Raw genomic sequence first — 21505 nt, 5'->3', positions numbered from 1 at the left:
CGGACATCCACCCGAGAGGGGCGATTAGCTCAGTTGGTAGAGCGTCTCGTTTACACCGAGAATGTCGGCGGTTCGAGCCCGTCATCGCCCACCATCCTCTATAGTTCGCGGACCAGCCGCACGGCAACCGCGATCCAGGCCGGGTCGGCGATGGTCAGCGACTGCGTGCCTGCACCCGATGGCAAGACGGTCGCGCCGCCGTCGAATCCAGTCAGCCGTCCGAATGCGAACCTCCCGGCCGGTTGGGGGACAAGGACGTCGCGGTTGAGCGCGGTTGTGAAATCATCGGGTCCCAGCGTCGCCGCCCAGATCACGTCGCCCGCGCGGTAATCGCCCGTGCCGTTCACGACGGTGATGGCGATCTGGCCCGGCGCGACCTGGGGTGGCGGTGCCGTCGTGGTTCGCCGCGGTGCGTGGGCGCCACGGCCGTCTAGGATCGCGGCGACGGGCAGGTCGGTGCGGTCCGGCAATGTTACGAGGTCGCTCGCCTCGACGCCCAGTGCGGTGGCGATCCGGTTGAGCCAGCCGATCGAGACGGTGCGCGTTCCCGTCTCCAGCCGCCCGATCGTCTGCGCGGTGGTCGATGGATCGCAACGCCTGGCGACGTCCTCCAACGTCAGTCCCTTGGCGTGCCGGACTTCGCGAATGGCAGTGATCATTGAAATGCGATCATCGAACATCTCCAAACCAGATGGGTTATTCTTGTGTCCTACAACCATGCGGATATGGCAACCGCCAAGCGCAACGGGAGATGGTGGATGCGCGAACTGGTAGAGCGGACGATCGATTCGGAGGGGATTCCGCAGCTGGTCGGCGTGCGTCGCGGCCGTACCGTGACCTTCAACCTTGCGGAGTCGCCGCTCGGGTGGCTGCGGTCGCGCGGGTTGATCGACGTGACGCAGTTCGAGGCGGGGGAGCGGTTGCGGGCCAATTACGAACGCGCGTCCATCGCGCCCAGCGTGACGATGCGCTGGGCGGAGCGCGTCGATGGGGGAGGCCATGACGGGCTCGATCCGACGTCGGCGCAGATCGCGGCGAAGCGTCGGTTCGACGAAGCGCTGGCGGCGGCGGGGCCGGGGCTGGCGGATATCCTTTGGCGCGTGGTTTGCGCGGGGGAGGGGCTGCCGGTGGCGGAGAAGGCGTTGCAATGGCCGGCGCGGGCGGGGCGGGTCGTGCTGACGCTCGCGCTCGATCGTTTGGCCGCGCATTACGGGATCGGTTAGGCGCTCGCTTTGATCCGCGGGCGTGACTAAGTGGCTGGTATGCGCTTCGACCTTATCAAATGCCACGGCTCCGGTAACGACTTCCCGCTGATCGACGCGCGTGCGTCGACGCTCGGCGATGCGGCTTGGGCTGCCGTCGCGCGGGCGCTGGCGGACCGCGCTGGGCCGGTAGGTGGCGACGGGCTTCTTCTGCTGACCGCCGGCGACGAGACCCACGCGTTCGGGATGCGGATGTTCAATTCGGATGGCAGCGAGTCTGAGACCTGCCTCAACGGCCTGCGCTGCGTGGCGCGCGCCGGGTTCGCAGCCACGGGCTATGAAACTGCTATGGCGCTGCTGAAGACGAGCGACGCGGCCGTGCAGCGCGATGCCGATATCGCCGAGGGCGTGTTCACCGTGCGCGAGATCGCCGGCCCTGCGTGTCTGGATGCCGCGGCGTGGCCGATGCATGTCGGGACCGATCGCATCGTCGATACGCCGATCGCGCGCTTGCCGACGGACCGCGCCTTTACCGCCGTCGCAATGCCCAACCCTCATCTCGTGACGTTCGTGGATGCCGTCGACGAAGCCGAACTCGTCCGCGTCGGCGAGGCGTGCGAGGCGGCACCCGACTGGCTGCCGAATCGCGCGAACGTCAGTTTCGTAGAGGTGCGTGGCCGCGACCTGTTCGTGCGGACGTTCGAGCGCGGCGTCGGCCTCACCGACAGTTGCGGCAGCGCGATGGCGGCGTCGACCTATGCCGCGTGCCTGACCGGGCGGATCGCGTACGACACGCCGACGACGGTGTTCAACAAGGGCGGGCTGGTCCGCACGGAGGCGAGCGAGGCGGCGATGGTGACGCTGTCGGGCAATGCGACGTTCGAGTCGACCGGCACGATCGAGGTCGATCTCGACACGGCGACCGCGAGCGACCTGGTCGTCACGCGGCGGCACGACGACGAGATCGCGGCTTGGGCGGGACTTCTCGCGACGATCTGAGCACCGGCTGCGTCCTTCTCGTGGCACGCCCGTATCTCCCCGCAGTGGCGCCGCACACCGGCTCCGCACGCAGGAGAGATGCCATGAACCACGTCATTCGTACCGCGATCGTCGCGGCCGCCGTTGCCGTCAGCGGCAGCGCGATCGTCGCTGCCCAGACCAACCCGATGGTCGGCGGCGCCGCGATGTATCCGACCAAGACGATCGTCGAGAACGCCGTCAATTCGAAGGATCACACGACGCTGGTCGCCGCGGTCAAGGCCGCCGGTCTCGTCGAGACGCTGTCGGGCCCGGGTCCGTTCACCGTGTTCGCGCCCACCAATGCGGCGTTCAAGAAGCTGCCGGCCGGCACCGTCGACACGCTGCTCAAGCCCGAGAACAAGGCGCAGCTCGCCAGCGTCCTGACCTATCACGTCGTCCCCGGCACGATCACCGCCGCCGACATCGCCGCCAAGGCGAAGGCGAACGGCGGCACCGCGACTTACACGACCGTGCAGGGCGAGCCGCTGATGTTCAAGAAGGTCGGCACCGGCTGGGGCATCATGGACGGCAAGGGCCACAAGGGCCGCATCACGATCGCCAGTGTCATGCAGTCGAATGGCGTGATCCACGTCGTCGACACGGTGATGCTGCCGTAATCGCGCGCCTTCACGCGAGATAGCTGCCTTGATCCCCCACGAGGTAGTTTCGTCGGGCCCGTCGCCGAAAGGTGGCGGGCCCGATTGCGTTTGGGCGTCGTCGCCTAGCCCCGTCATCCCGACGAAAGTCAGGATCCAGAGCCACGAAAAGTGGCGCTTGTTACCCTGGATCCTGACTTTCGTCAGGATGACGGACGGCTTAGCCGATGAGCAATCCCGCGAGCGCGGCTGACATCAGGTTCGCCAGGCTCCCCGCGGCGAGTGCCCGCAGCCCAAGCTTGGCGATCATCGGACGCTGGTTCGGCGCGAGGCTGCCGGTCACCGCCATCTGGATCGCGATCGACGAGAAGTTTGCAAAGCCACACAGCGAGAAGGTGATGACCGCGATCGTCCGCGCGCTCAGCCCCTGCTGCGTCCCGAGCGAGATATACGCGACGAATTCGTTCAGCACGATCTTCTGCCCGAACAGCCCGCCGGCGATCCCGGCCTCGCTCCACGGCACGTTCAGCAGGAACATGATCGGCGCAAAGACGTAGCCGAGCAGCCCCTGGAAGCTCAGACCCGGCAGCCCGATCATGTTGCCGAGCCCGCCGAGCAGCCCGTTCGCGAGCGCCACCAGCGCCACGAACGCCAGCACCATCGCGCCGACCGCGACGGCAAGGCGCACGCCGGTCTGCGCGCCCTGGGCTGCGGCCATGATCAGATTGGCGGGCTTCTCCTCGTCGTGCGTGGCCTGCGGCATCGGTTCGCCCGCCGACGATTCGCCGGGCAGGTCGCCGAGCGCGAGTTCGCCCTCTGGCGGCATCACGCGGTCGGGCATGATGATCTTCGCCATCAGGATGCCGCCAGGCGCGGCCATGAAGCTCGCCGCGAGCAGGTAATCGATGCGGATGCCCATCGACGCATAGGCCGCGAGAATGGTGCCAGCGACGCCGGCCATGCCGCTGGTCATCACCGTGAACAACTGCGCCGGGGTGAGCCCTGCCAGATACGGCCGGATGACGAGCGGCGATTCGCTCTGGCCGACGAAGATGTTCGCCGCGGCGCACAGCGATTCGACCTTCGAGACGCCGATGACCTTCTCGATCCCGCCGCCGACCCAGCGCACCACGAACTGCATGATGCCGAGATAATAGAGGATCGAGACGAGGCTAGCGAAGAAGATGATGACCGGCAGCGCGGCGATCGCGAAGCTCTGTCCGCCGATCTCGGGGGTCGCCATCTTGCCGAACAGGAACTCGGTGCCCTTCTGCGAATAGCCGAGCAAATTGGCGACGCCGCCGGACATCTCGCCGAGCACGACCTTGCCGAAGCTCGAATACAGCACGAGCACGGCGATCCCGGCCTGCAACGCGAACGCGGCGCCGACGATGCGCAGGCGGATCGCACGGCGGTCGCTCGACAACAGCACGGCAATGCCCAGGATGACGGCGATGCCCGCCAAACCGATGAAGAGTCTTTCCATGGACGCCCTGCGTTTTCTTGCGATGACACGCGCCGCCCCCCGGCTGCGCAAGCGACCGACATGACACGCGAGCGCCGCGCTCGCCAGTTATTTGAAGCGCGCTAGTCATTTGACGGGGCGGCGGTTTTCGCTAGCGTCCCGCGCGATGGACAAACCACTTCCCGCGTTCCCGCGTTCGCTCTTCGTTTTCTCGGTGTTGTACGGCGGCATGGTGTGCATCGCCGGCGTGTTGGGCGTGAAGCAGGTCGCGCTCGGCCCGCTCGCGGTGGAGGCGGGGATCTTCGGGTTCCTGTTGCTCGTCGTGTTGAGCAGCGCGATCGCCGAACTGCACGGCCAGAAGACCGCGACGTTTCTCGTGCGCCTGGGGTTCATCCCGTTGCTCGTGTCGGCGGCGCTGATCCATCTCGTGCTGGCGCTGCCGCACGATCCGGGGATGTACCCGCCCGCGGTCGACGCGTTCCCGATCGTCGTCGGCCAGAGCTCGCGGATGATGATCGCCGGGCTGATCTCCTACGGGATCTCGCAGACGCTCAACGTGCTGATCTTCTCGAAGCTGTCGGGCCAAGTCGGCAGCGGCGAGGGCAAGCTGGTGTGGCTGCGCGGCATGATCGCGAGCATCATCTCGCAGATCATCGACACGATCCTGTTCATCACCATCTCTTTCCTGGGTGAGCGGCCGATCGTCGCGCTGATGGAGGGGCAGATGCTCACCAAGGTCATACTGTCGATCGTGCTGGTGCCGTTCATGATCACCTTCTTCGTGAAACTGGGACGGCGGCTGGACCGGGTATAACGCTCCGTCCGTTATCCTGACGGGATTGGTGATACGCGGCGATGCTTTCACTAGCCCCTCGCACTAGCTAAGGGATCGGCATGACCGATCACACGCCCGATCCCGCCCTGCTCGCCAAGGCGGAAACGCTCACCGAGGCGCTGCCGTATCTGCAGCGCTACGCCGGCAAGACGTTCGTCGTGAAATACGGCGGCCACGCGATGGGCGATCCCGAGCTGCAGCGCGATTTCGCCGAGGACATGGTGCTGCTGAAAGCGGTCGGCATCAACCCGGTCGTCGTCCACGGCGGTGGGCCGCAGATCGGCGCGATGTTGAAGCGCCTCGGCGTCGAATCGCGCTTCGTCGACGGCTTGCGCGTCACCGATGCGGAGACCGCACAGATCGCCGAGATGGTTCTCGCCGGCTCGATCAACAAGGAAATCGTCGGCTGGATCGGCCAGGCGGGCGGTCGCGCGGTCGGCATTTCCGGCAAGGACGCAGGCCTCGTCCTCGCGCAGAAAGTCGGCCACGGCCGCGAGCCCGACAAGCTCCAGGGGATCGAGCGCCACGTCGACCTCGGCTTCGTCGGGGAGCCGATCGCGGTCGACCGGACGATCCTCGACACGCTGATCGCCGCCGACATTATCCCGGTGATCGCACCGATCGGCATCGGTGCCGACGGCCACACCTACAACATCAACGCCGACACGATGGCGGGCGCGATCGCCGCCGCGATGGGCGCCGCGCGGTTCTTCCTGCTGACCGATATCGTCGGTGTGCTCGACAAGGAGGGCGAGCTGCTCACCGACCTCGACCCCGCGCGGATCGCCGAACTGCGCGCCGACGGCACGGTGACCGGCGGCATGATCCCGAAGCTCGACACCTGCGTCGCGGCGGTCGAGTCGGGCGTCGACGCCGCGGTCATCATCGACGGCCGCGTGCCCCACGCGATGCTGCTGGAGATCTTCACCAAGCAGGGCGCAGGCACGCTGGTCAGCGCAAACGGGCGCTCGCGGTAAGGGACGCGACGGGTCTTACGCTCCCCAACACCACGCCGTCATTCAAGCGAAAGCTGGGATGACGATCGTTGGTTGGGCACGAGAGAGCGGCGGCGGAAACGAGCCGCATCATAGGGGTTATCGTTCTCTCCCTGCGCCCTTATATCCGGACCACACCAGCGGAGACCCACGCCTTGATCGCCCTTCTTCAGATCGTCCAGTTGCTGCTCACCGTCATCTGGTGGATCATCGTCGTGCAGGCGATCCTGTCATGGCTGATCGCGTTCAACGTCATCAATACGCACAGCGATTTCGTCCGCACCGTGTGGACCGCGCTGCAGCGCATGACCGAGCCGATGTACCGCCCAATCCGCCGCGTGCTTCCGGATTTCGGCGCACTGGACCTGTCGCCGCTCGTCGTGCTGCTGATCCTCTACATCTTGAGCAACATCGTCATTCCGAACATCGCGCAGAACTACCTCGTCGCGACCTATTGAGGTCGGCGTCTGAGGCTTATGTCACCGCCACCGGCAATGCAGGTTGTCTTCGCCCGTGATTGCGCGGGAAAGGCGGTTTTCGGCCGCGTGACTTTGCGCTAGTCCGAGCGGATGGCATCGACGATCTCCTGCGACGTTGCGATCGTTGGCGCGGGTTTGGCCGGCGGGATGATCGCGCTGGCGCTCAAGGCCAAGCACCCGGCGCTCGACGTACGGCTGATCGACTCGGCGTCGGTCGTCGGCGGCAATCATCTCTGGTCGTTCTTCGGGAGCGACGTGGCGCAATATGATCGCTGGATCGTCGCACCGCTCGTGGTGCATGCTTGGCGTGGCTACGATGTGCATTTTCCGGCGCATGCGCGGACGATCGACGCGACCTATTATTCGATCGAGAGCACGCGGCTCGACCGCGAGGTTCGCCGCGTTTTGCCGCCGCATGCTTTGATGCTGGGCCGGAAGGTCTCGGGGGCTAGTGCGACCGCCGTGGTGCTGGCGGATGGCGACCGGATCGAGGCGACCGGCGTGATCGACGCTCGGGGGGCGGGCGACCTGTCTCTGCTCGACCTCGCATGGCAGAAGTTTCTCGGGCGCGAACTGGCGTTGAGCGTGCCGCACGAGGCGCCAAAGCCGATGGTGATGGACGCCACCATTCCGCAGATCGACGGGTATCGCTTCGTCTATTGCCTGCCGTTCAGCGCGGACCGGATGTTCGTCGAGGACACATATTATAGCGACACGCCCGATCTCGATATCCCGGTGCTGGGCGCGCGGATCGATGACTATGTCACGGCGCGCGGCTGGTCGGTCGATAGCGTCGTGCGCGAAGAGTCTGGCGTGCTGCCGGTGGCGATGGGTGGCGATTTCGAGGCGTATTGGCGGTCGGGCGGCGCGCATGTCGCCAAGGCCGGGATGCGCGCGGGGATGTTCCATCCGACCACGGGGTACTCGCTGCCCGATGCGGTGCGGACCGCTTCGATGCTGGCGGGGCTCGATGATTTCTCGGGCGCGAAACTCCATGACGCGACGCATGCGATGGCGCGGGCGACGTGGAAGTCGCGCGGTTTCTACCGGATGCTCGACACGATGTTGTTCCGCGCCGCCGAGCCGGAGGAACGCTACCGCATCCTCGAGCGCTTCTACCGTCTCTCCCCATCGCTCATCGGCCGTTTCTACGCCGGACGCTCGACGCTTTCCGACAAGGCGCGCGTTCTGACCGGCAAGCCCCCCGTCCCCATCGTGCGCGCCGTCCGCGCCATCGCAGGCAGTATGTCATCATGAAGACCGCAATAGTCATCGGCGCAGGTTTCGGCGGGCTGGCGCTCGCGATCCGGCTGCAATCCGCGGGCGTGCAGACGACGATCGTCGAGAGCCGCGACAAGCCGGGCGGGCGCGGGTATTTCTGGGAGCGCGACGGCTTCACGTTCGATGCGGGGCCGACGGTCATCACCGATCCGGATTGCCTGCGGGAGCTGTGGGCGCTGACCGGGCGCGACATGAGCGAGGACGTGACGCTCGATCCGGTACTGCCGTTCTACCGGCTGAACTGGCCCGATGGGACGAATTTCGACTATACCAACGACGACGTGCAGATGCGCGCCGAGATCGAGAAGCTGCATCCGGGCGACTGGGCGGGATACGAGAAGTTCCTGCAATATTCGGCGGGGGTGTTTCACGAGGGCTATGAGAAGCTCGGCCATGTCGCGTTCCTCGACTTCGGGTCGATGATCAAGGCGGCACCGGCGCTGGCGAAATACCAGGCGTGGCGGTCGGTCTATTCGATCGTGTCGAGCTTCGTGAAGTCGGAGAAATTGCGCGAGGCGTTGAGCTTCCATACGCTGCTGGTCGGCGGCAATCCGATGACGACGAGCGCGATCTATGCGCTGATCCACAAGCTGGAGCGCGACGGCGGGGTGTGGTTCGCGCGCGGCGGGACCAATCGTCTGGTGGCGGCGCTGGTGACGCAGTTCGAGCGGCTGGGCGGCGTGTTGCGGCTCGACGATCCGGTGACCTCGATCGAGACCCTGGGCGATCGCGCGACCGGCGTGACGACGGCGAGCGGCTGGTCGGGTCAGGCGGATGCGATCGCGGCGAACAGCGACATCATGCACACGTATCGCGACCTGCTGGCGACGTCGCGCAGTGCGAAGCGCAAGACGGGGTCGCTCGAGCGGAAGAAATATTCGCCGTCGCTGTTCGTGGTGCATTTCGGGATCAAGGGCACGTGGCCGGGTATTCCGCACCACATGATCCTGTTCGGGCCGCGCTATAAGGGGCTGCTCGAGGACATTTACGACCACGGCGTGCTGAGCGAGGACTTTTCGCTGTACCTGCATCATCCGACCGTGACCGATCCTTCGCTGGCGCCGGAGGGGCATTCGACCTTCTATGCGTTGGCGCCGGTGCCGCATCTGGGCAAGTTCCCGGTGGATTGGGACGAGATCGCGCCGATCCTGGAGAAGCGCATCCTCGACGAGATCGGGCGGCGGTTGATCCCGGACATCCACGAGCGGATCGTGACGAAGTTCTCGTACGCGCCGAAGGATTTCGCGGAGGATCTGAATGCGCATCTGGGTAGCGCGTTCTCGCTGGAGCCGGTGTTGACGCAGAGCGCGTATTTCCGGGTGCACAACCGCGACGAGCATATTCCGAACTTGTACTTTGTGGGTGCTGGGACTCATCCGGGGGCGGGCATTCCTGGGGTCGTCGGGAGTGCGAAGGCTACGGCTCGGTTGATGCTGGAAGGCGAGAAGTAAGGTTTGTTCACGCGGAGGCGCGGAGACGCGGAGGTGTCGCGCTTGTCGCGTAGCGAGCGTGTCTCCAACGATTTGCGGAACTTGCGTGAAGACAGCGCGAACGCTATCCGGAACGCAACACCTCCGCGTCTCCGCGTCTCCGCGTGAACCCATTCTTTCCTTGCGGCACCCCGCGCCCTTCCCCTAGCGGTGCGGGATGAAGAGACTTGCTGTGTATTGCGGGTCGGCTACGCCGGCTGATCCCACTTATATCAAAGGCGCTCGGGCGCTGGGGCTGGCTTTTGCCGAGCGGGGGATTGGCCTCGTTTATGGCGGCGGGCGGACCGGGCTGATGGGCGCGATCGCCGATGGGGCACTTGAGGGCGGTGGCGAAGTTATCGGGGTCATTCCGCAGGCGCTGGTCGATGCGGAGGTCGCGCATCGGGGGCTTACCGAGTTGCACGTCGTCAGCGGCATGCATCAGCGCAAGCAGATGTTCACCGATCTTTCCGATGGGTTCGTGACGATCCCGGGGGGCACGGGGACGATGGATGAGCTGTGGGAGGCGCTGAGCTGGGCGCAGCTTGGCTATCATGCGGATCCGGTCGGGTTGCTGAATACCGCTGGGTATTACGATCACCTGATCGCGTTCTGGGCGAAGATGGGCGAGGTCGGGTTCTTGCGGCCGCAGCACCGGGATCTGCTGATCGTGGCGGATACGCTGGACGTGCTGCTCGACCGGATGGGGCGCCACGTCCCGACGCAGCCGATCGTGCGGATGAACGCGTCGGATTTGTGAGCTTCGAACCACACCCCGACACCATGCACCACCCCGGCGGAGGCCGGGGGCCAATTGGGGAACGTGAATTGGTTTGCGTTGCGCGTCGTTACTTCAACCTTTCCAATTGGGCCCCGGCCTTCGCCGGGGTGGGGCCTGCAATGGTGGTAGCGTTGGGGGGCAGGTCGTGAGTCAGCCTCTCCCATCGCGCGAGGCGATCGTGGCTACCGCGCATGAGTCGATCTCGCGCGGGTCGAAGAGCTTTGCCGCTGCCAGCTTGTTGTTCGACAAGCCTACGCGCCAGCGGGCGTGGCTGTTGTATGCGTGGTGCCGGCGGTGCGACGATATCGCCGATGGGCAGGACCATGGCCATGGGATGACCGTGGTCGACGACGCCCCAGCCCGGCTGTTGGCTCTGTCGGCCATGACCGAGCAGGCACTCGCGGGCGAAGTGGTCGGCGAGCCGGCGTTCGATGCGCTGCGGATCTTCGCGGCCGAAACGCGGCTGCCGAAGCGGTATGCGCGCGACCTGGTCGAGGGGTTCGCGCTGGATGCGCGCGAATGGCGGCCGCGGTCGGAGAACGACCTCTACAAATATTGCTACCATGTCGCGGGTGTCGTCGGGTGCATGATGGCGATCGCGATGGGGGTCGATCCCGAGGACGAGGATACGCTTGACCGCGCGTGCGACCTGGGGATGGCGTTCCAGCTTGCCAATATCGCGCGCGATGTCGAGGAGGATGACCGGGTCGGGCGGTGCTATCTGCCCGAGGACTGGCTGGTCGAGATGGACTTTCCGCCGGGGCAGCACATGAAGCCACCGTTTCGCTCGCGCCTTGCGGTGTTGACGAAGCGGATGGCGGATCGGGCGGCGGCGTTCGAGGCTAGCGCGCGGCAGGGGACGCCGGCGCTGTCGTTCCGTTCGGCTTGGGCGGTGCTGTCGGCAGCGGGGATCTATGGGGCGATCGGGCGGACCGTGGCGGCGCGGGGAGAGCATGCGTGGGATCACCGGGTGACGACGTCGGGGATGCAGAAGCTCGGGTTTATCGTGACGGCGGCGCGTGAGGCTGCTCAGCGGGGTACGCTGTATCCGCGGACGGTACGGGATGCACGGTTGTGGACGCGGCCTAGGTAATCATCAACGTTAGCTTGTTCTCCCGCGAAGGCGGGAGTCCAATCTGGGTCCCCGCCTTCGCGGGGAAACAGTTTAACCCTGTGGCTTAGCCTTGCCGGTCTTCGCCATCTGGTTGCCCTGCGCACGGCAGTTAGCGCCGATCATGGGATACGGAACGTCGGTGTTCTGCGCCAGTTGATCGGGAAGCGCTGCACGGCACTGCGCCATCGTCTCATAGCGTGCCGGGATGACCCGTGCCTCGGTGCAATTCAAATTGCCATCACCGCAGCCCATGATGGCCATGACGTAGAACAGCGGTTCCATTTCATTCTCCAGTGGCTCGCGGTGTCCGACGTTGGACACGGTAACAAAAGCGACGAAGTGGCAGGATTGTTCCCCCAACTGCTTTCGCCGGGGCTTGACTGCGCCTACATCGCATCGATCCATGCCACCTGACACCTACACCTCCACCCGCGCGGACCAGCCGTTGCTGCCGACGCTCCGCCGTTTCCTGCCGTTCCTGTGGCCGGCGGGGCAGCCCAAGCTGAAGGCGCGGATCGTCGTCGCGATGCTGCTGGTGATCGCGTCGAAGCTGATCCAGGTTTTCGGCGCGGCGTTCACGTTGAAATACGCGGTCGACCGGATGGCGGGGAACGATCGCGGGGCGCTGACGCTCGTCGTGCTGCTGGTGGTCGGGTACGCGGCGTCGCGGTTCGGGACGACACTGTTCGATAATTTGCGCAATGCGGTGTTCGAGCGTGTCGGGCAGGACGCATCGCGGCGGCTGGCGGCGCAGGTGTTTCGCCATCTGCATGCGCTGAGCCTCGATTTTCACCTGTCCAGGCGGACGGGTGCGGTCACCAAGGTGGTCGAGCGCGGCACCAAGAGCATCGATACGATGCTGTATTTTCTGCTGTTCAATATCGCGCCGACGGTGTTCGAACTGGTGCTGGTACTCGGGCTGTTCTGGACCAAGTTCGGTTGGCCGCTGGTCGTGGCGACCGTGGTGATGGTGGTCGGCTATATCGCGTTCACGCGGATGGTGACCGACTGGCGCAATGCGCTGCGCGCGCGGATGAACGACCTCGATACCGGGGCGGTCGCGCATGCGGTGGATTCGCTGCTGAACTTCGAAACGGTGAAGTATTTCGGCGCGGAGGAGCGCGAGGCGCGGCGCTACGACAGCGCGATCACCGCGTATTCCGAGGCGGCGGTGAAAAGCGAGAATTCGCTCGCCTGGCTCAACCTCGGCCAGGCGCTGATCACCAACGTGATGCTGGCGGGCGGCATGGGGTTCGTAGTGTGGCGGTGGAGCCGCGGCGAGGCGTCGGCGGGCGACGTGGTGTTCGTGTCGACGCTGCTGGCGCAGCTGTTCCGGCCGCTCGATCTGTTGGGGATGGTGTATCGCACGATCCGGCAGGGCGCGCTCGACATGGCGGCAATGTTCGACCTGATCGATACGCCGGCCACGGTCGTCGATGCGCCGGGGGCGCCTGCGCTGGCGGTGAGCGCGGGGCATGTCCGGTTCGAGGGGGTGTCGTTCGGCTATGACGCGGGGCGGCCGATTTTGCGCGACCTGGAGCTGGACGTGCCGGCGGGATCTACGCTGGCGGTGGTGGGGCCGTCGGGTGCGGGCAAGTCGACGCTCGCCCGGTTGCTCTACCGGTTTTACGACCTGACGGGCGGGCGGATTACCGTCGATGGGCAGGATATCGCGCAGGTGCGGCAGGCTTCGCTGCGGGCTGCGATCGGGATCGTGCCGCAGGATACGGTGCTGTTCAACGACACGATCGGGTACAACATCGCCTATGGCCGTGAGGGGGCCGAGATGCCCGAGGTCGAGGTTGCGGCCAAGGGTGCGGCGATCTCGGGGTTCATCGAGCGTCAGCCCCTGGGGTATGAGACGCGCGTCGGCGAGCGTGGGCTGAAGCTGTCGGGCGGCGAGAAGCAGCGTGTGGCGATTGCGCGGACGCTGCTGAAGAACCCGCCGATCCTGATCCTGGACGAGGCTACGTCGGCGCTCGATAGCCGGACCGAGGCGGAAATCCTCGATACGCTGGAGGCGATCGAGCGCGGGCGCACGACGATCGTGATCGCGCACCGGCTCTCCACGGTGGTGCATGCGGACCAGATCGTCGTACTGGAGGCGGGGAGGATCGTCGAGAAGGGGACGCATGCGGACTTGCTGCGGCAGGGCGGCGTGTATGCGGAGATGTGGAACCGGCAGGCGCAGGAGCGGGCTGGTGATGACGATGGGGCGTTGGCGGCGGAGTAGGCACGGGCAGTGCGTCGTCATCGATGATGAACGCTCGCCATAGTTTCTGTGATGTCAGACGCGTTCGGGGCCCCCCTAGATACGGCCCCGGACGAAATCGAAGGACTGCTCAGCCTTCCTTGTTCTCCCGCGAAGGCGGGAGCCCAGTCTGGGTCCCCGCCTTCGCGGGGAAACAAGGTTGGCGACGGCGTCTTAGAAACTTGTGCGTTCCCCCACCATCAACCGACCGAGCCTACCCGCAGGTGAGGCGGATCTGCTTGGCGGGTTTGTCGAAGACGATGGCGGAGCAGCGGTCAAGCAGGTCGGCGCCGATCGTCAGGCGATCGCGGTTGGCGTCGCGCTTGCCCTTGGCGACGACGACGATCTCGTCGGGGTCGGGTGGCGGCGCGTCGGCATCCGGAATCGCGGCGGCGTTGCCGACGTCGGTGGTGCGGACGCCGAGCGACGATAGCGCGAGCGGGCCGACCAACAGCGGGGTGGCGAGCGTCATCATGCGGACAGGTCGGGCGATACCGAAGGCGATCTCGACCGGTGCGGTGAGGCCGGCCAGCGTGCCGCGCTGCGCCTGCGCGATCAGCGTGGCGGCGTTGGCGGTGACGGTCGTGCGTGGATGATAGGGATCGAAGCGGACCCGGATCGGCTGGCCGCCGATCGTGATTTGCGCGAAGGTCCCGGAGAGCTTGCCCAGCAGGCCGCCGCCGTCGACCATCGGCAACGCGACGGTCCGTTCGCCAGCCCGCGGCGCGTTCAGGAGGATTCGTACGACGGGTTCGGGTAGCGACGCCGGGCCGATGGTGCCGTCGCCGACATCGGCATAGGGCCGCCCGACCCAGCGCGGGTCCGCAGCCTTCCCCTTGGTCTCGTGCTTACGGCTCGGAAAGCCGATCCGCCGCTTCACCGCGTTGGTCCCGAACGTCATCGGGCGGACCGTCGTCGCCTGCATCGCGCCTTGCCCGCCGACCGAATAGCCGAGTCCCAGCGCACCGCCCTTCGACGCAAGTCGCTCGGCGACCGCGGTCGTGACGAAGACCAGGCCGGGCGCGGCGGGGTCGACGCGCAGCGTGACGGGCTTGCCGTCGATCGTTGCGGCGATCATCCCGCCGACCGGTACGTCGCGGATGGCCGTGACCGTGTCGCCGGCTAGCGCGACGCTGCTCACGAGCACCGATGCCGCCACGCCGGTTCTCAGGATATTGGCGATCATCGTGAAGTCTCCGGCGTCAGGCGCCGCGATCTTGGCGCGTCATATCGTATTCGCAACGAATTTATGATCGGTAATGATTGGATAACCAATGCAGGCTCGCCTCTCGACGGGCGACTGCGCGACGCCTAGATCGCATGGCAATGGCACTCGACCCCCTTCCCGATCTCCAGCGCATCTTCGGCTTTCCTGATTTTCGTGGCGTGCAGCGCGATGTCGTCGACCGGGTGCTCGCGGGGCAGCGGACGCTGGCGGTGATGCCGACGGGTGCGGGCAAGTCGCTGTGTTACCAGTTGCCGGCGACGATGCTGGAGGGGACGTGCGTGGTCGTGTCGCCGCTGATCGCGTTGATGCATGACCAGTTGCGGGCGGCGACTGCTGTCGGGATCAAGGCGGCGACGCTGACGTCGGTCGATACCAATCGAGAGGAGACGATCGCGCGGTTCCGGGCTGGCGATCTCGATTTGCTGTACGTGGCGCCGGAGCGCGCTTCGAACGAGAGTTTTCGCAATCTTCTGTCGCAGGCCAAGCTCAGCTTGTTTGCGATCGACGAGGCGCATTGCGTCAGCGAGTGGGGGCATGATTTCCGGCCGGACTACCGGTTGCTGCGGCCGTTGCTCGACAGTTTTCCGGATGTGCCGCGCCTCGCGCTGACGGCGACCGCGGATGCGCATACGCGGGCGGATATCCTTGAGCAGTTGGGGATCTCGCAGGAGGGGCTGATCGTGTCGGGGTTCGACCGGCCGAACATCCGCTATGCGATTTCGGGGCGCGACAACGTCAACCGGCAGATCGCGGACATCCTGGAGAAGATTCCGGGGCCGGGGATCGTCTATGCGCAGACGCGCGCGGCGACCGAGAAGCTGGCGGAGGCGCTGGGGCGGAGCGGGCGGCCGACGCGGGCGTATCATGCCGGGCTCGATCCGCAGGTGCGCGCGAAGAACCAGGCGGATTTCGTCGCGAGCGAGGACATGGTGATCTGCGCCACGGTCGCGTTCGGGATGGGGATCGACAAGCCCGACGTGCGGTTCGTGGCGCATGCCGGGCTGCCGAAATCGATCGAGGCCTATTACCAGGAGACCGGCCGCGCGGGGCGTGACGGCGATCCGGCGATCGCGCACCTGTTCTGGGGTGCGGAGGATTTCGCGCGTGCTCGGCAGCGGATCGGCGAGGTCGAGCCCGAGCGGCAGGCGGGCGAGCGGCAGCGGCTGACCGCGATGGGCGGGCTGGTCGAGACGGCCGGGTGCCGGCGGCGGATCCTGCTCAAGCATTTCGGCGAGGAGCAGCTGGAGGATTGCGGCAATTGCGACAATTGCCTTGGTAACGTCGATGCGGTCGACGCGACCGAGACGGCGCGGAAGTTCCTGTCGGCGGTGTTTCGGACCGGGCAGATGTACGGCGTGGGGTATATCGAGGGCATCCTGACGGGGGTGTCGTCGGAGCGGAGCCTGATGAACGGGCACGAGGCGCTGTCGGTGTACGGGATCGTCGAGGGCGACGAGGTGGCGTTGCTGAAACCGGTGTCGCGGGCTTTGATGCTGAAGGATGCGCTGCGCACCAACCCGCATGGCGGGCTGGAGTTCGGGCCGGCGGCGAAGGCGATCCTCAAGGGCGAGGCGGCGGTGTCGATCGTCGTGCCGCCGAAGCGTGAGCGGCGGCGCAAGGGCGCGGTGGGCGTCGTGCCGAACCCCGTGGACGATCCGCTGTTCGAGGCGTTGCGCGTGCGGCGGCGCGATCTGGCGAAGGAAGCGGGCGTTCCACCGTATGTGATCTTCCACGATTCAGTGTTGCGTGACATTGCGCGGCAGCGGCCGGCGTCGCGTGCCGAGCTCAGCTTGTTATCAGGCATTGGCGCGCGCAAGCTCGACGCCTATGGGGATGCCTTCCTCCAGGTCATCCGCGAGTCCGCATGATACGGCAAATAAACGAAAGTATTTCGGTCGCGCCACAGATCGCGGTCGAGCAAGTTGCGGAAATCGCTGCGGCGGGGTTCAAGACGATCGTCAACAACCGACCCGACGACGAGGATGCGGGGCAGCCTTCGGGTGATGCGATCCGCGCCGCGGCGGAAGCGGCCGGGCTGAAATACGTCTCGATTCCGGTGACGCATGCGGGGTTCTCGCATCCACAGATCGACGCGATGACGCAGGCGCTGACGGATTCGGACGGGCCCGTGCTGGCGTATTGCCGGTCGGGGACGCGGAGCTGCAACCTGTGGGCGCTGGCGGCGGCGAAGGCGGGGCGCAACCCGAACCTGTTGCTCGCGCAGGCCGAGGACGCCGGGTATGACCTGCGCGGAATCCGACCGATGCTGGACGCGCTCGCAGGGCCGCGATGACGCCTGCCATCGTCGGCGGCATCGTGGCCGTCGTTGTGCTGCTGCTCGCTGGCCTGGCCTGGGTGGTCGTGCGGATGCGGCGGGTCGTGAAGATCGAGACTCCGGAAGAGGCGGCGGACGCGGCGCAGGCGCAGCTTCGCGGGTTTGCCGTAGCGGGTGCCGTTGTCGGTGCGGATGGGCAGGGCGCGCTGGCGATCGCGGATGACGGGCGTGTCGCTGCGGTGAAGCGGATCGGCAAAACCCTGACGGTCCGCGAGGTATCGTGGCGGACGGTGCGCGCGACGCACGAGGGGATATTGGTCGAGACCGGGGACAAGGCGCTGGGCGCGGTGATGCTCGCGCAGGTCGACGTCCTCGATATCCGCCGGTTGGCGCCGAAGAGCGTGCGGGTCTAGCGAGCCAAACGCGCCGCGGTCATTCTGCGGCAGCGGTCCTGACGCTTGCGGAACGTTTCTCGTTTCGACGCGTCGCCGCAGTAGATGAGAACATGGGTCGCCAAGCGCTGGGTGAAAGTCACCGGCATCGTCGTCGTGGCCGTGATGGCTACGGTCATAATCGGGCTCGCCGTGTTCCCCTGGGGATCGCTGAAAGGCGTGATCGAGCGGCAGCTGACCGCGCGCTTCGGGCGGCCGGTAACGATCGGCGGGATCGAGCGCGTCGACGGGTTCGGTTTCTCGCCGACGATCCGCATCACGCAGGTCCGTATTCCGCAGGCAACATGGGCCGGGAGCGGTGATTTCGTGCGGTTGCGCGAGGCGGAGGCGACGTTCTCCGCGCTGTCGCTGTTAAAGGGCGGGTTCGGGCCGCGCGACGTGAAGGCGTCCGGGCTGTATCTCGCGCTGGTGCGTGACAAGCAGGGGCGGACCAACTGGGATCGGCCGGGCAAGGCCAAGAGCGGCGGCAGTTCGAACGACCTGCAAGGGCTCGTCATCCGCGACAGCGTAGTCTCGTACCGCGATGCCAAGCAGGGGCGGCAAGTCACCGCGCGGTTCTCATCCGATCCGGTTACGGGCATCCGTGCGAACGGCACCGGCACCGTGCGTGGCGCGGCGGTGCGGATCGCGGTCTCGGGGCCGTCGATCGAGCGATCGCAGGGCAAGCCGTGGCCGTTCACCGCGTCGATCGACGGGGACAAGCTGTCGATCTCGGCGAAGGGCGTGATGGACCGGCCGCTCGATACCGACGCGATGACGCTCGACGTGACGGCGCGCGCGACCGACCTGAAGCTGATCGATGCGGTGATCGAGGCGGGGCTGTTCCGGACGCAGCCGGTGTCGTTTAGCGCGCACGTCCGCCACGATGCGCCGAAATGGACCATCACGCAGCTGAAGGGCGTGGTCGGGCGGTCGGACTTTGCGGGTCACGTGACCGTCGACAAGCGGGACGAACGGAGCAAGGTGAAAGGCGATATCGTGTCACGCCAGTTCGACTTCGCGGACCTGTCGTCGGACGAGACGCAGGCCAAGGGCGCTGCGCTGGAGCGGGCGATCGGGCCGAGACTGGTGCCGAATACGCGGATCGACATCGGCAAGATCGACAGCACCGACGCCGAGTTCGGGTTCCGCATCCAGCATATCGTCGCCGCCAAGGGCAAGTCGCCGATCGTCTCCGCCAAGGGGACGATCGCGATCGATCACCAGCTGCTGACGCTGGATCAGCTGGTCGCGAGGCTGCCGCAGGGGACCGTTACGGGCAAGGTCACGGTCGACCAGCGAGGCGATCGCAAAACGCCGACCGTTGCGATCGATCTGCGGTTGCGGGGTAGCAGCGTGCAGGCGCTGGCGGGCGGAAGCGGCGACTTCAGCGGGAATGTGAGTGCACGGGTAAGACTGAAGGGGCCGGGGGAGACGATCCGGGCTGCGGTAGGGAATGCCGATGGCAGCATCGGGTTCGTCGCGCGGGACGGGCAGTTGCCGCAGGGGATCGCCGCGGCTTTGGGGTTCGATGCGGCGCGGGCGTTGCTGGCGAAGGATGGCGAGCGCGCGGGTCTGCGCTGCGTGGTGGTGAAACTCGCCGTGACGCAGGGGCGAGGGCGCGTCGATCCGATGATCGTCGATACCACCGCCAGCCAGTTGCGCGGGCAGGGGAGCGTGGTGTTTCCGTCCGAAGCGCTCAACATTCGGCTGAGTGGGTCGCCGAAGCAGCACGCGCTGCTGCAATTGCCGGGATCGGCGTACATGACCGGGACGATCCAGCAGCCGCACGTGACGATCCCGCCGGAGGTGAAATCGGTGGGGAATATCTTCAAGGCGATCGGGCGTGCTATCACCGGCAAGCAGGGTCCGACGGCTAGCGATGCGGACTGTTCGGGGTTGGCGGCGCGGGTGCTGCGATAGGCCAAGGCGATAGACTGGGCGTTGGCGGATATGAGAAACCCCGCCCCGCTGGGTGCGGGACGGGGTCGGACTTCAGCGATATCCGGGGATATCAGCGATAGAAGATGTGGTTGCCGATCGAGGCGACCTTGATCGCGCGGACGCTGGGGCGGCGATCGGGGGTGTTGAAGTAGAGCGCCTTGTCGGCCGGGCTGTTCCACGCATCGGCGAGGGCGACCTTGGCGACTGCGATCGCGGTGCGGTAGGCGGTGCCGGCGTTGATGTTGGGGATTTGGCCACCGCGGACGAAGCTGAACTGGCCGCGCTGCTTGACGACGGCGCAGACGTTGGCGGGGAAGCGACCCGACTTGGCGCGATTGATGATGACTTCGGCGACGGCAAGCTGGCCGGTCAGCGGCTCACCCTTGGATTCGAAATAGATCGCGCCGGCAAGGCACTGGAGCGCTTCGTCGGCGGCGGCGCTATCCTGCGCGGCAACGGCCTGGGCGAGCGTGTCGAATTCTTCGGCTTCTGCGACGGCAGGGCTGACTGCGGTGTTCTCGGCGTTCGTCTCGACAGGTGCGACGGTGGTGGCAACTGGAGCGATCTGCGGAACATTCTGCGGCGAGAGCGCGTTTAGATTGGCGAGAGCAGTGAGATTGGTGGTCGAGCGATCAATACCGGTTGCCTGACCGGGAGCGCTGTTGCCGAGCAGGCCGGCGAGAGAAAACGTCATGACCGCGATCGTCGCAGCCCGCTGAAGAATCGTCATTCAAACTTATTCAGATGCGGTTGGACCACGGAACCAATCGTACTAGCCGATCGTCCGGGCATCCCCCCGACTGCGTAACCGATCCGGATCGCACCCGTCCCAGCACAACGCCAATCAATGTTGCAATTCCCCTCTATGGGGGGGGCTTTCGAGTCAATCGTCGAGGATCGTTTCAGCGGCGAACCGTTCCACCGCTGCGATGTCCACCTCAATTACCCATAGATCCGGGTCGCTTGCGCGGCGACGACGCCAATATCCGTCGAGGTCCTCAAGCGGGGTGGAGTCGATCAGCGCGGTCCGGCCGTCGGGTCCGATGCCGCGTTCCAGCAGTCGGGGAGGGGCGCCCTTGTCGACCGCGATGACCAGGATCGCGCCACCTTGCGGGTCGCCTTTCGCCATCACCGCGCCGAAGCCGCCGGCGTCGTTGATGCGTCGCAACAGCGCGCTGACGAGGACTCCGCTGGGGAGACGACCGCTCATGCCGCGCTGCGGTATCCGGGGAGGCCGGCGAGCGCGATCCGCGAGCGCATGAACGTACCGGTGCCTCTTGCCGCTTCTTCGCCGTCCGCATCGATCAGTCGCGCGTCCGCGACGAAGACGCGTCGCTTGCCGCTGATCCAGCGTCCCTCGGCGATCACGGGGCCGATCTTCAGCGGGCGCGTGAGAAGGAGATTGAACGCGGTGGTGAGCAGGAAGCGGTCGGTGACTAGGCTGTTGCAGGCGTAGAAAGCGGCGTCGTCGAGCATCTTGAAATAGCTCGTGCCGTGCGCGGCGCCGCCGGCGTGGTAATGGCGCTCGTCGATCGTGAAATGGATGCGCGCGACGCCGGCTTCGGGGATTTCGAGCGAGGAGTCGAAGAAGCGGTTGATCGGCGCTTGAGCATATAGCGACACCAGCGCGCGGAAATGCGCGTCTGCGCCTGCCGAGTTAGGGGCCGACTCAGGCTGCATCGCGGACCTCGTCGGCGGTGAACAGCGCGTAGACCGCATCGGGCGAACCACCGCCGCGCAGTTTTTCCAGGAACGCCTTGTCGCGCAGCCGTCGCGAGACGCGAGCGAGCGCCTTCAAATGAACCGCGCCGGCGTCGGTGGGGGACAGCAGCATGAACACGAGGTCGACAGGGAGATCGTCGACCGCCTGGAAATCGACCGGCTGCGCGAGCCGTGCGAAGACACCGGTTACCTGCGCAAGCCCTTCGAGCTTGGCATGCGGGATTGCGACACCGCCACCGAACCCGGTCGAGCCGAGCTTTTCCCGCGCGGCCAGCCGGTCGGCGACCATCTTTGGGTCGGAATCGAGTATCTCCGACGCGATCGTGGCGAGATGCTGGAACACCGCCTTCTTGTTGGTGGCGATCACGCCCGTCTGCACTGCGTCGGGACGCAGCATATCGCTGAAATCAGTCATTG

The 21505-nt window shown here is 66.1% G+C and carries 23 protein-coding genes and 1 tRNA gene; 16 read left to right on the top strand and 8 right to left on the bottom strand.

What is annotated here, in order from left to right; genetic code table 11:
- The first annotated feature begins 18 nt into the window (after positions 1–18).
- Positions 19–94: transfer RNA gene (locus tag C8J45_RS17175), tRNA-Val, on the top strand.
- A gap of 4 nt (positions 95–98) precedes the next feature.
- Here the strand turns inward: C8J45_RS17175 and C8J45_RS17170 are convergent.
- Positions 99–659: a helix-turn-helix domain-containing protein gene (locus tag C8J45_RS17170; protein ID WP_107964337.1), complete on the bottom strand. Its 561-nt coding sequence runs from the start codon at positions 657–659 to the stop codon at positions 99–101.
- Positions 660–758: 99 nt separating this feature from the next.
- On the opposite strand from C8J45_RS17170, the gene C8J45_RS17165 reads away from it, so the two are divergent.
- The 3 genes from C8J45_RS17165 to C8J45_RS17155 all read left to right on the top strand — a co-directional run bounded on the left by C8J45_RS17165 (position 759) and on the right by C8J45_RS17155 (position 2839).
- On the top strand, positions 759–1223 hold the full coding sequence (locus C8J45_RS17165; RefSeq protein WP_107964336.1) for a DUF6456 domain-containing protein: 465 nt from the start codon (positions 759–761) through the stop codon (positions 1221–1223).
- A gap of 39 nt (positions 1224–1262) precedes the next feature.
- Positions 1263–2201, top strand: coding sequence for a diaminopimelate epimerase (gene dapF / locus C8J45_RS17160; protein WP_107964326.1), 939 nt, complete (start codon positions 1263–1265; stop codon positions 2199–2201).
- Between the two features lie 83 nt (positions 2202–2284).
- Positions 2285–2839, top strand: a complete 555-nt coding sequence (locus C8J45_RS17155) for a fasciclin domain-containing protein (RefSeq protein WP_107964325.1) — start codon at positions 2285–2287, stop codon at positions 2837–2839.
- Between the two features lie 199 nt (positions 2840–3038).
- Here the strand turns inward: C8J45_RS17155 and C8J45_RS17150 are convergent, their stop codons facing one another.
- Positions 3039–4304 (bottom strand): NupC/NupG family nucleoside CNT transporter, encoded by a 1266-nt coding sequence (locus C8J45_RS17150; RefSeq protein WP_107964324.1) that lies wholly within the window; start codon positions 4302–4304, stop codon positions 3039–3041.
- 145 nt (positions 4305–4449) lie between these two features.
- On the opposite strand from C8J45_RS17150, the gene C8J45_RS17145 reads away from it, so the two are divergent.
- The 7 genes from C8J45_RS17145 (at position 4450) to C8J45_RS17115 (ending at position 11216) form a co-directional block, all read left to right on the top strand.
- Positions 4450–5097: a queuosine precursor transporter gene (locus tag C8J45_RS17145; RefSeq protein ID WP_107964323.1), complete on the top strand. Its 648-nt coding sequence runs from the start codon at positions 4450–4452 to the stop codon at positions 5095–5097.
- A gap of 80 nt (positions 5098–5177) precedes the next feature.
- Entirely contained in the window at positions 5178–6095 is a 918-nt protein-coding gene (gene argB / locus C8J45_RS17140) for an acetylglutamate kinase (protein WP_056053472.1), read from the top strand.
- Positions 6096–6268: 173 nt separating this feature from the next.
- Positions 6269–6571, top strand: a complete 303-nt coding sequence (locus C8J45_RS17135) for a YggT family protein (RefSeq protein WP_056066456.1) — start codon at positions 6269–6271, stop codon at positions 6569–6571.
- A gap of 111 nt (positions 6572–6682) precedes the next feature.
- Entirely contained in the window at positions 6683–7849 is a 1167-nt protein-coding gene (gene crtY / locus C8J45_RS17130) for a lycopene beta-cyclase CrtY (protein WP_107964322.1), read from the top strand.
- Positions 7846–9324 carry a phytoene desaturase gene (locus C8J45_RS17125; RefSeq protein WP_056487654.1) on the top strand — a complete coding sequence of 493 codons (1479 nt, stop codon included), beginning with the start codon at positions 7846–7848 and terminating at the stop codon, positions 9322–9324. The genes crtY and C8J45_RS17125 overlap by 4 nt, the downstream gene beginning before the upstream one ends.
- 196 nt (positions 9325–9520) lie before the next feature.
- Entirely contained in the window at positions 9521–10102 is a 582-nt protein-coding gene (locus C8J45_RS17120; RefSeq protein ID WP_107964321.1) for a TIGR00730 family Rossman fold protein, read from the top strand.
- 166 nt (positions 10103–10268) lie between these two features.
- Positions 10269–11216, top strand: a complete 948-nt coding sequence (locus C8J45_RS17115) for a phytoene/squalene synthase family protein (RefSeq protein WP_107964320.1) — start codon at positions 10269–10271, stop codon at positions 11214–11216.
- A gap of 72 nt (positions 11217–11288) precedes the next feature.
- Here C8J45_RS17115 and C8J45_RS17110 read toward each other — a convergent pair whose 3' ends face one another.
- Positions 11289–11519 (bottom strand): hypothetical protein, encoded by a 231-nt coding sequence (locus C8J45_RS17110; protein WP_107964319.1) that lies wholly within the window; start codon positions 11517–11519, stop codon positions 11289–11291.
- 121 nt (positions 11520–11640) lie between these two features.
- Between C8J45_RS17110 and C8J45_RS17105 the strand changes: the two genes are divergently transcribed.
- Entirely contained in the window at positions 11641–13470 is a 1830-nt protein-coding gene (locus tag C8J45_RS17105) for an ABC transporter ATP-binding protein/permease (protein WP_107964318.1), read from the top strand.
- A 232-nt stretch (positions 13471–13702) separates the two neighbouring features.
- Here the strand turns inward: C8J45_RS17105 and C8J45_RS17100 are convergent, their stop codons facing one another.
- Positions 13703–14674, bottom strand: a complete 972-nt coding sequence (locus C8J45_RS17100; RefSeq protein ID WP_107964317.1) for a hypothetical protein — start codon at positions 14672–14674, stop codon at positions 13703–13705.
- Between the two features lie 140 nt (positions 14675–14814).
- On the opposite strand from C8J45_RS17100, the gene recQ reads away from it, so the two are divergent.
- The 4 genes from recQ to C8J45_RS17080 all read left to right on the top strand — a co-directional run bounded on the left by recQ (position 14815) and on the right by C8J45_RS17080 (position 19345).
- Positions 14815–16584 carry a DNA helicase RecQ gene (recQ, locus tag C8J45_RS17095; protein WP_107964316.1) on the top strand — a complete coding sequence of 590 codons (1770 nt, stop codon included), beginning with the start codon at positions 14815–14817 and terminating at the stop codon, positions 16582–16584.
- Positions 16581–17009, top strand: coding sequence for a TIGR01244 family sulfur transferase (locus C8J45_RS17090; RefSeq protein ID WP_056064377.1), 429 nt, complete (start codon positions 16581–16583; stop codon positions 17007–17009). Before recQ ends, C8J45_RS17090 begins: the two co-directional genes overlap by 4 nt.
- The gene (locus C8J45_RS17085) at positions 17006–17404 is read left to right on the top strand and encodes a hypothetical protein (RefSeq protein ID WP_056064374.1); all 399 of its coding nucleotides are present in this window, start codon (positions 17006–17008) and stop codon (positions 17402–17404) included. The genes C8J45_RS17090 and C8J45_RS17085 overlap by 4 nt, the downstream gene beginning before the upstream one ends.
- 84 nt (positions 17405–17488) lie before the next feature.
- Positions 17489–19345: an AsmA family protein gene (locus C8J45_RS17080; RefSeq protein ID WP_107964315.1), complete on the top strand. Its 1857-nt coding sequence runs from the start codon at positions 17489–17491 to the stop codon at positions 19343–19345.
- 91 nt (positions 19346–19436) lie between these two features.
- On the opposite strand, the gene C8J45_RS17075 is transcribed toward C8J45_RS17080, so the two are convergent.
- The 4 genes from C8J45_RS17075 to C8J45_RS17060 form a co-directional block, all read right to left on the bottom strand.
- On the bottom strand, positions 19437–20096 hold the full coding sequence (locus tag C8J45_RS17075; RefSeq protein ID WP_107964314.1) for a cell wall hydrolase: 660 nt from the start codon (positions 20094–20096) through the stop codon (positions 19437–19439).
- 153 nt (positions 20097–20249) lie between these two features.
- Positions 20250–20576: a DUF1491 family protein gene (locus C8J45_RS17070; protein WP_107964313.1), complete on the bottom strand. Its 327-nt coding sequence runs from the start codon at positions 20574–20576 to the stop codon at positions 20250–20252.
- Positions 20573–21046 (bottom strand): PaaI family thioesterase, encoded by a 474-nt coding sequence (locus C8J45_RS17065; protein WP_107964312.1) that lies wholly within the window; start codon positions 21044–21046, stop codon positions 20573–20575. The genes C8J45_RS17070 and C8J45_RS17065 overlap by 4 nt, the downstream gene beginning before the upstream one ends.
- Positions 21036–21503 carry a PTS sugar transporter subunit IIA gene (locus C8J45_RS17060; RefSeq protein ID WP_107964311.1) on the bottom strand — a complete coding sequence of 156 codons (468 nt, stop codon included), beginning with the start codon at positions 21501–21503 and terminating at the stop codon, positions 21036–21038. Before C8J45_RS17060 ends, C8J45_RS17065 begins: the two co-directional genes overlap by 11 nt.
- Positions 21504–21505: the final 2 nt, after the last annotated feature.

The sequence above is a fragment of the Sphingomonas sp. PP-CE-3G-477 genome, assembly GCF_003050745.1.
In the GTDB taxonomy this organism is placed as follows: domain Bacteria; phylum Pseudomonadota; class Alphaproteobacteria; order Sphingomonadales; family Sphingomonadaceae; genus Sphingomonas.
The sequence above is the reverse complement of the archived record's forward strand: the minus strand, read 5'-3'. Positions and strand labels throughout refer to the sequence as shown.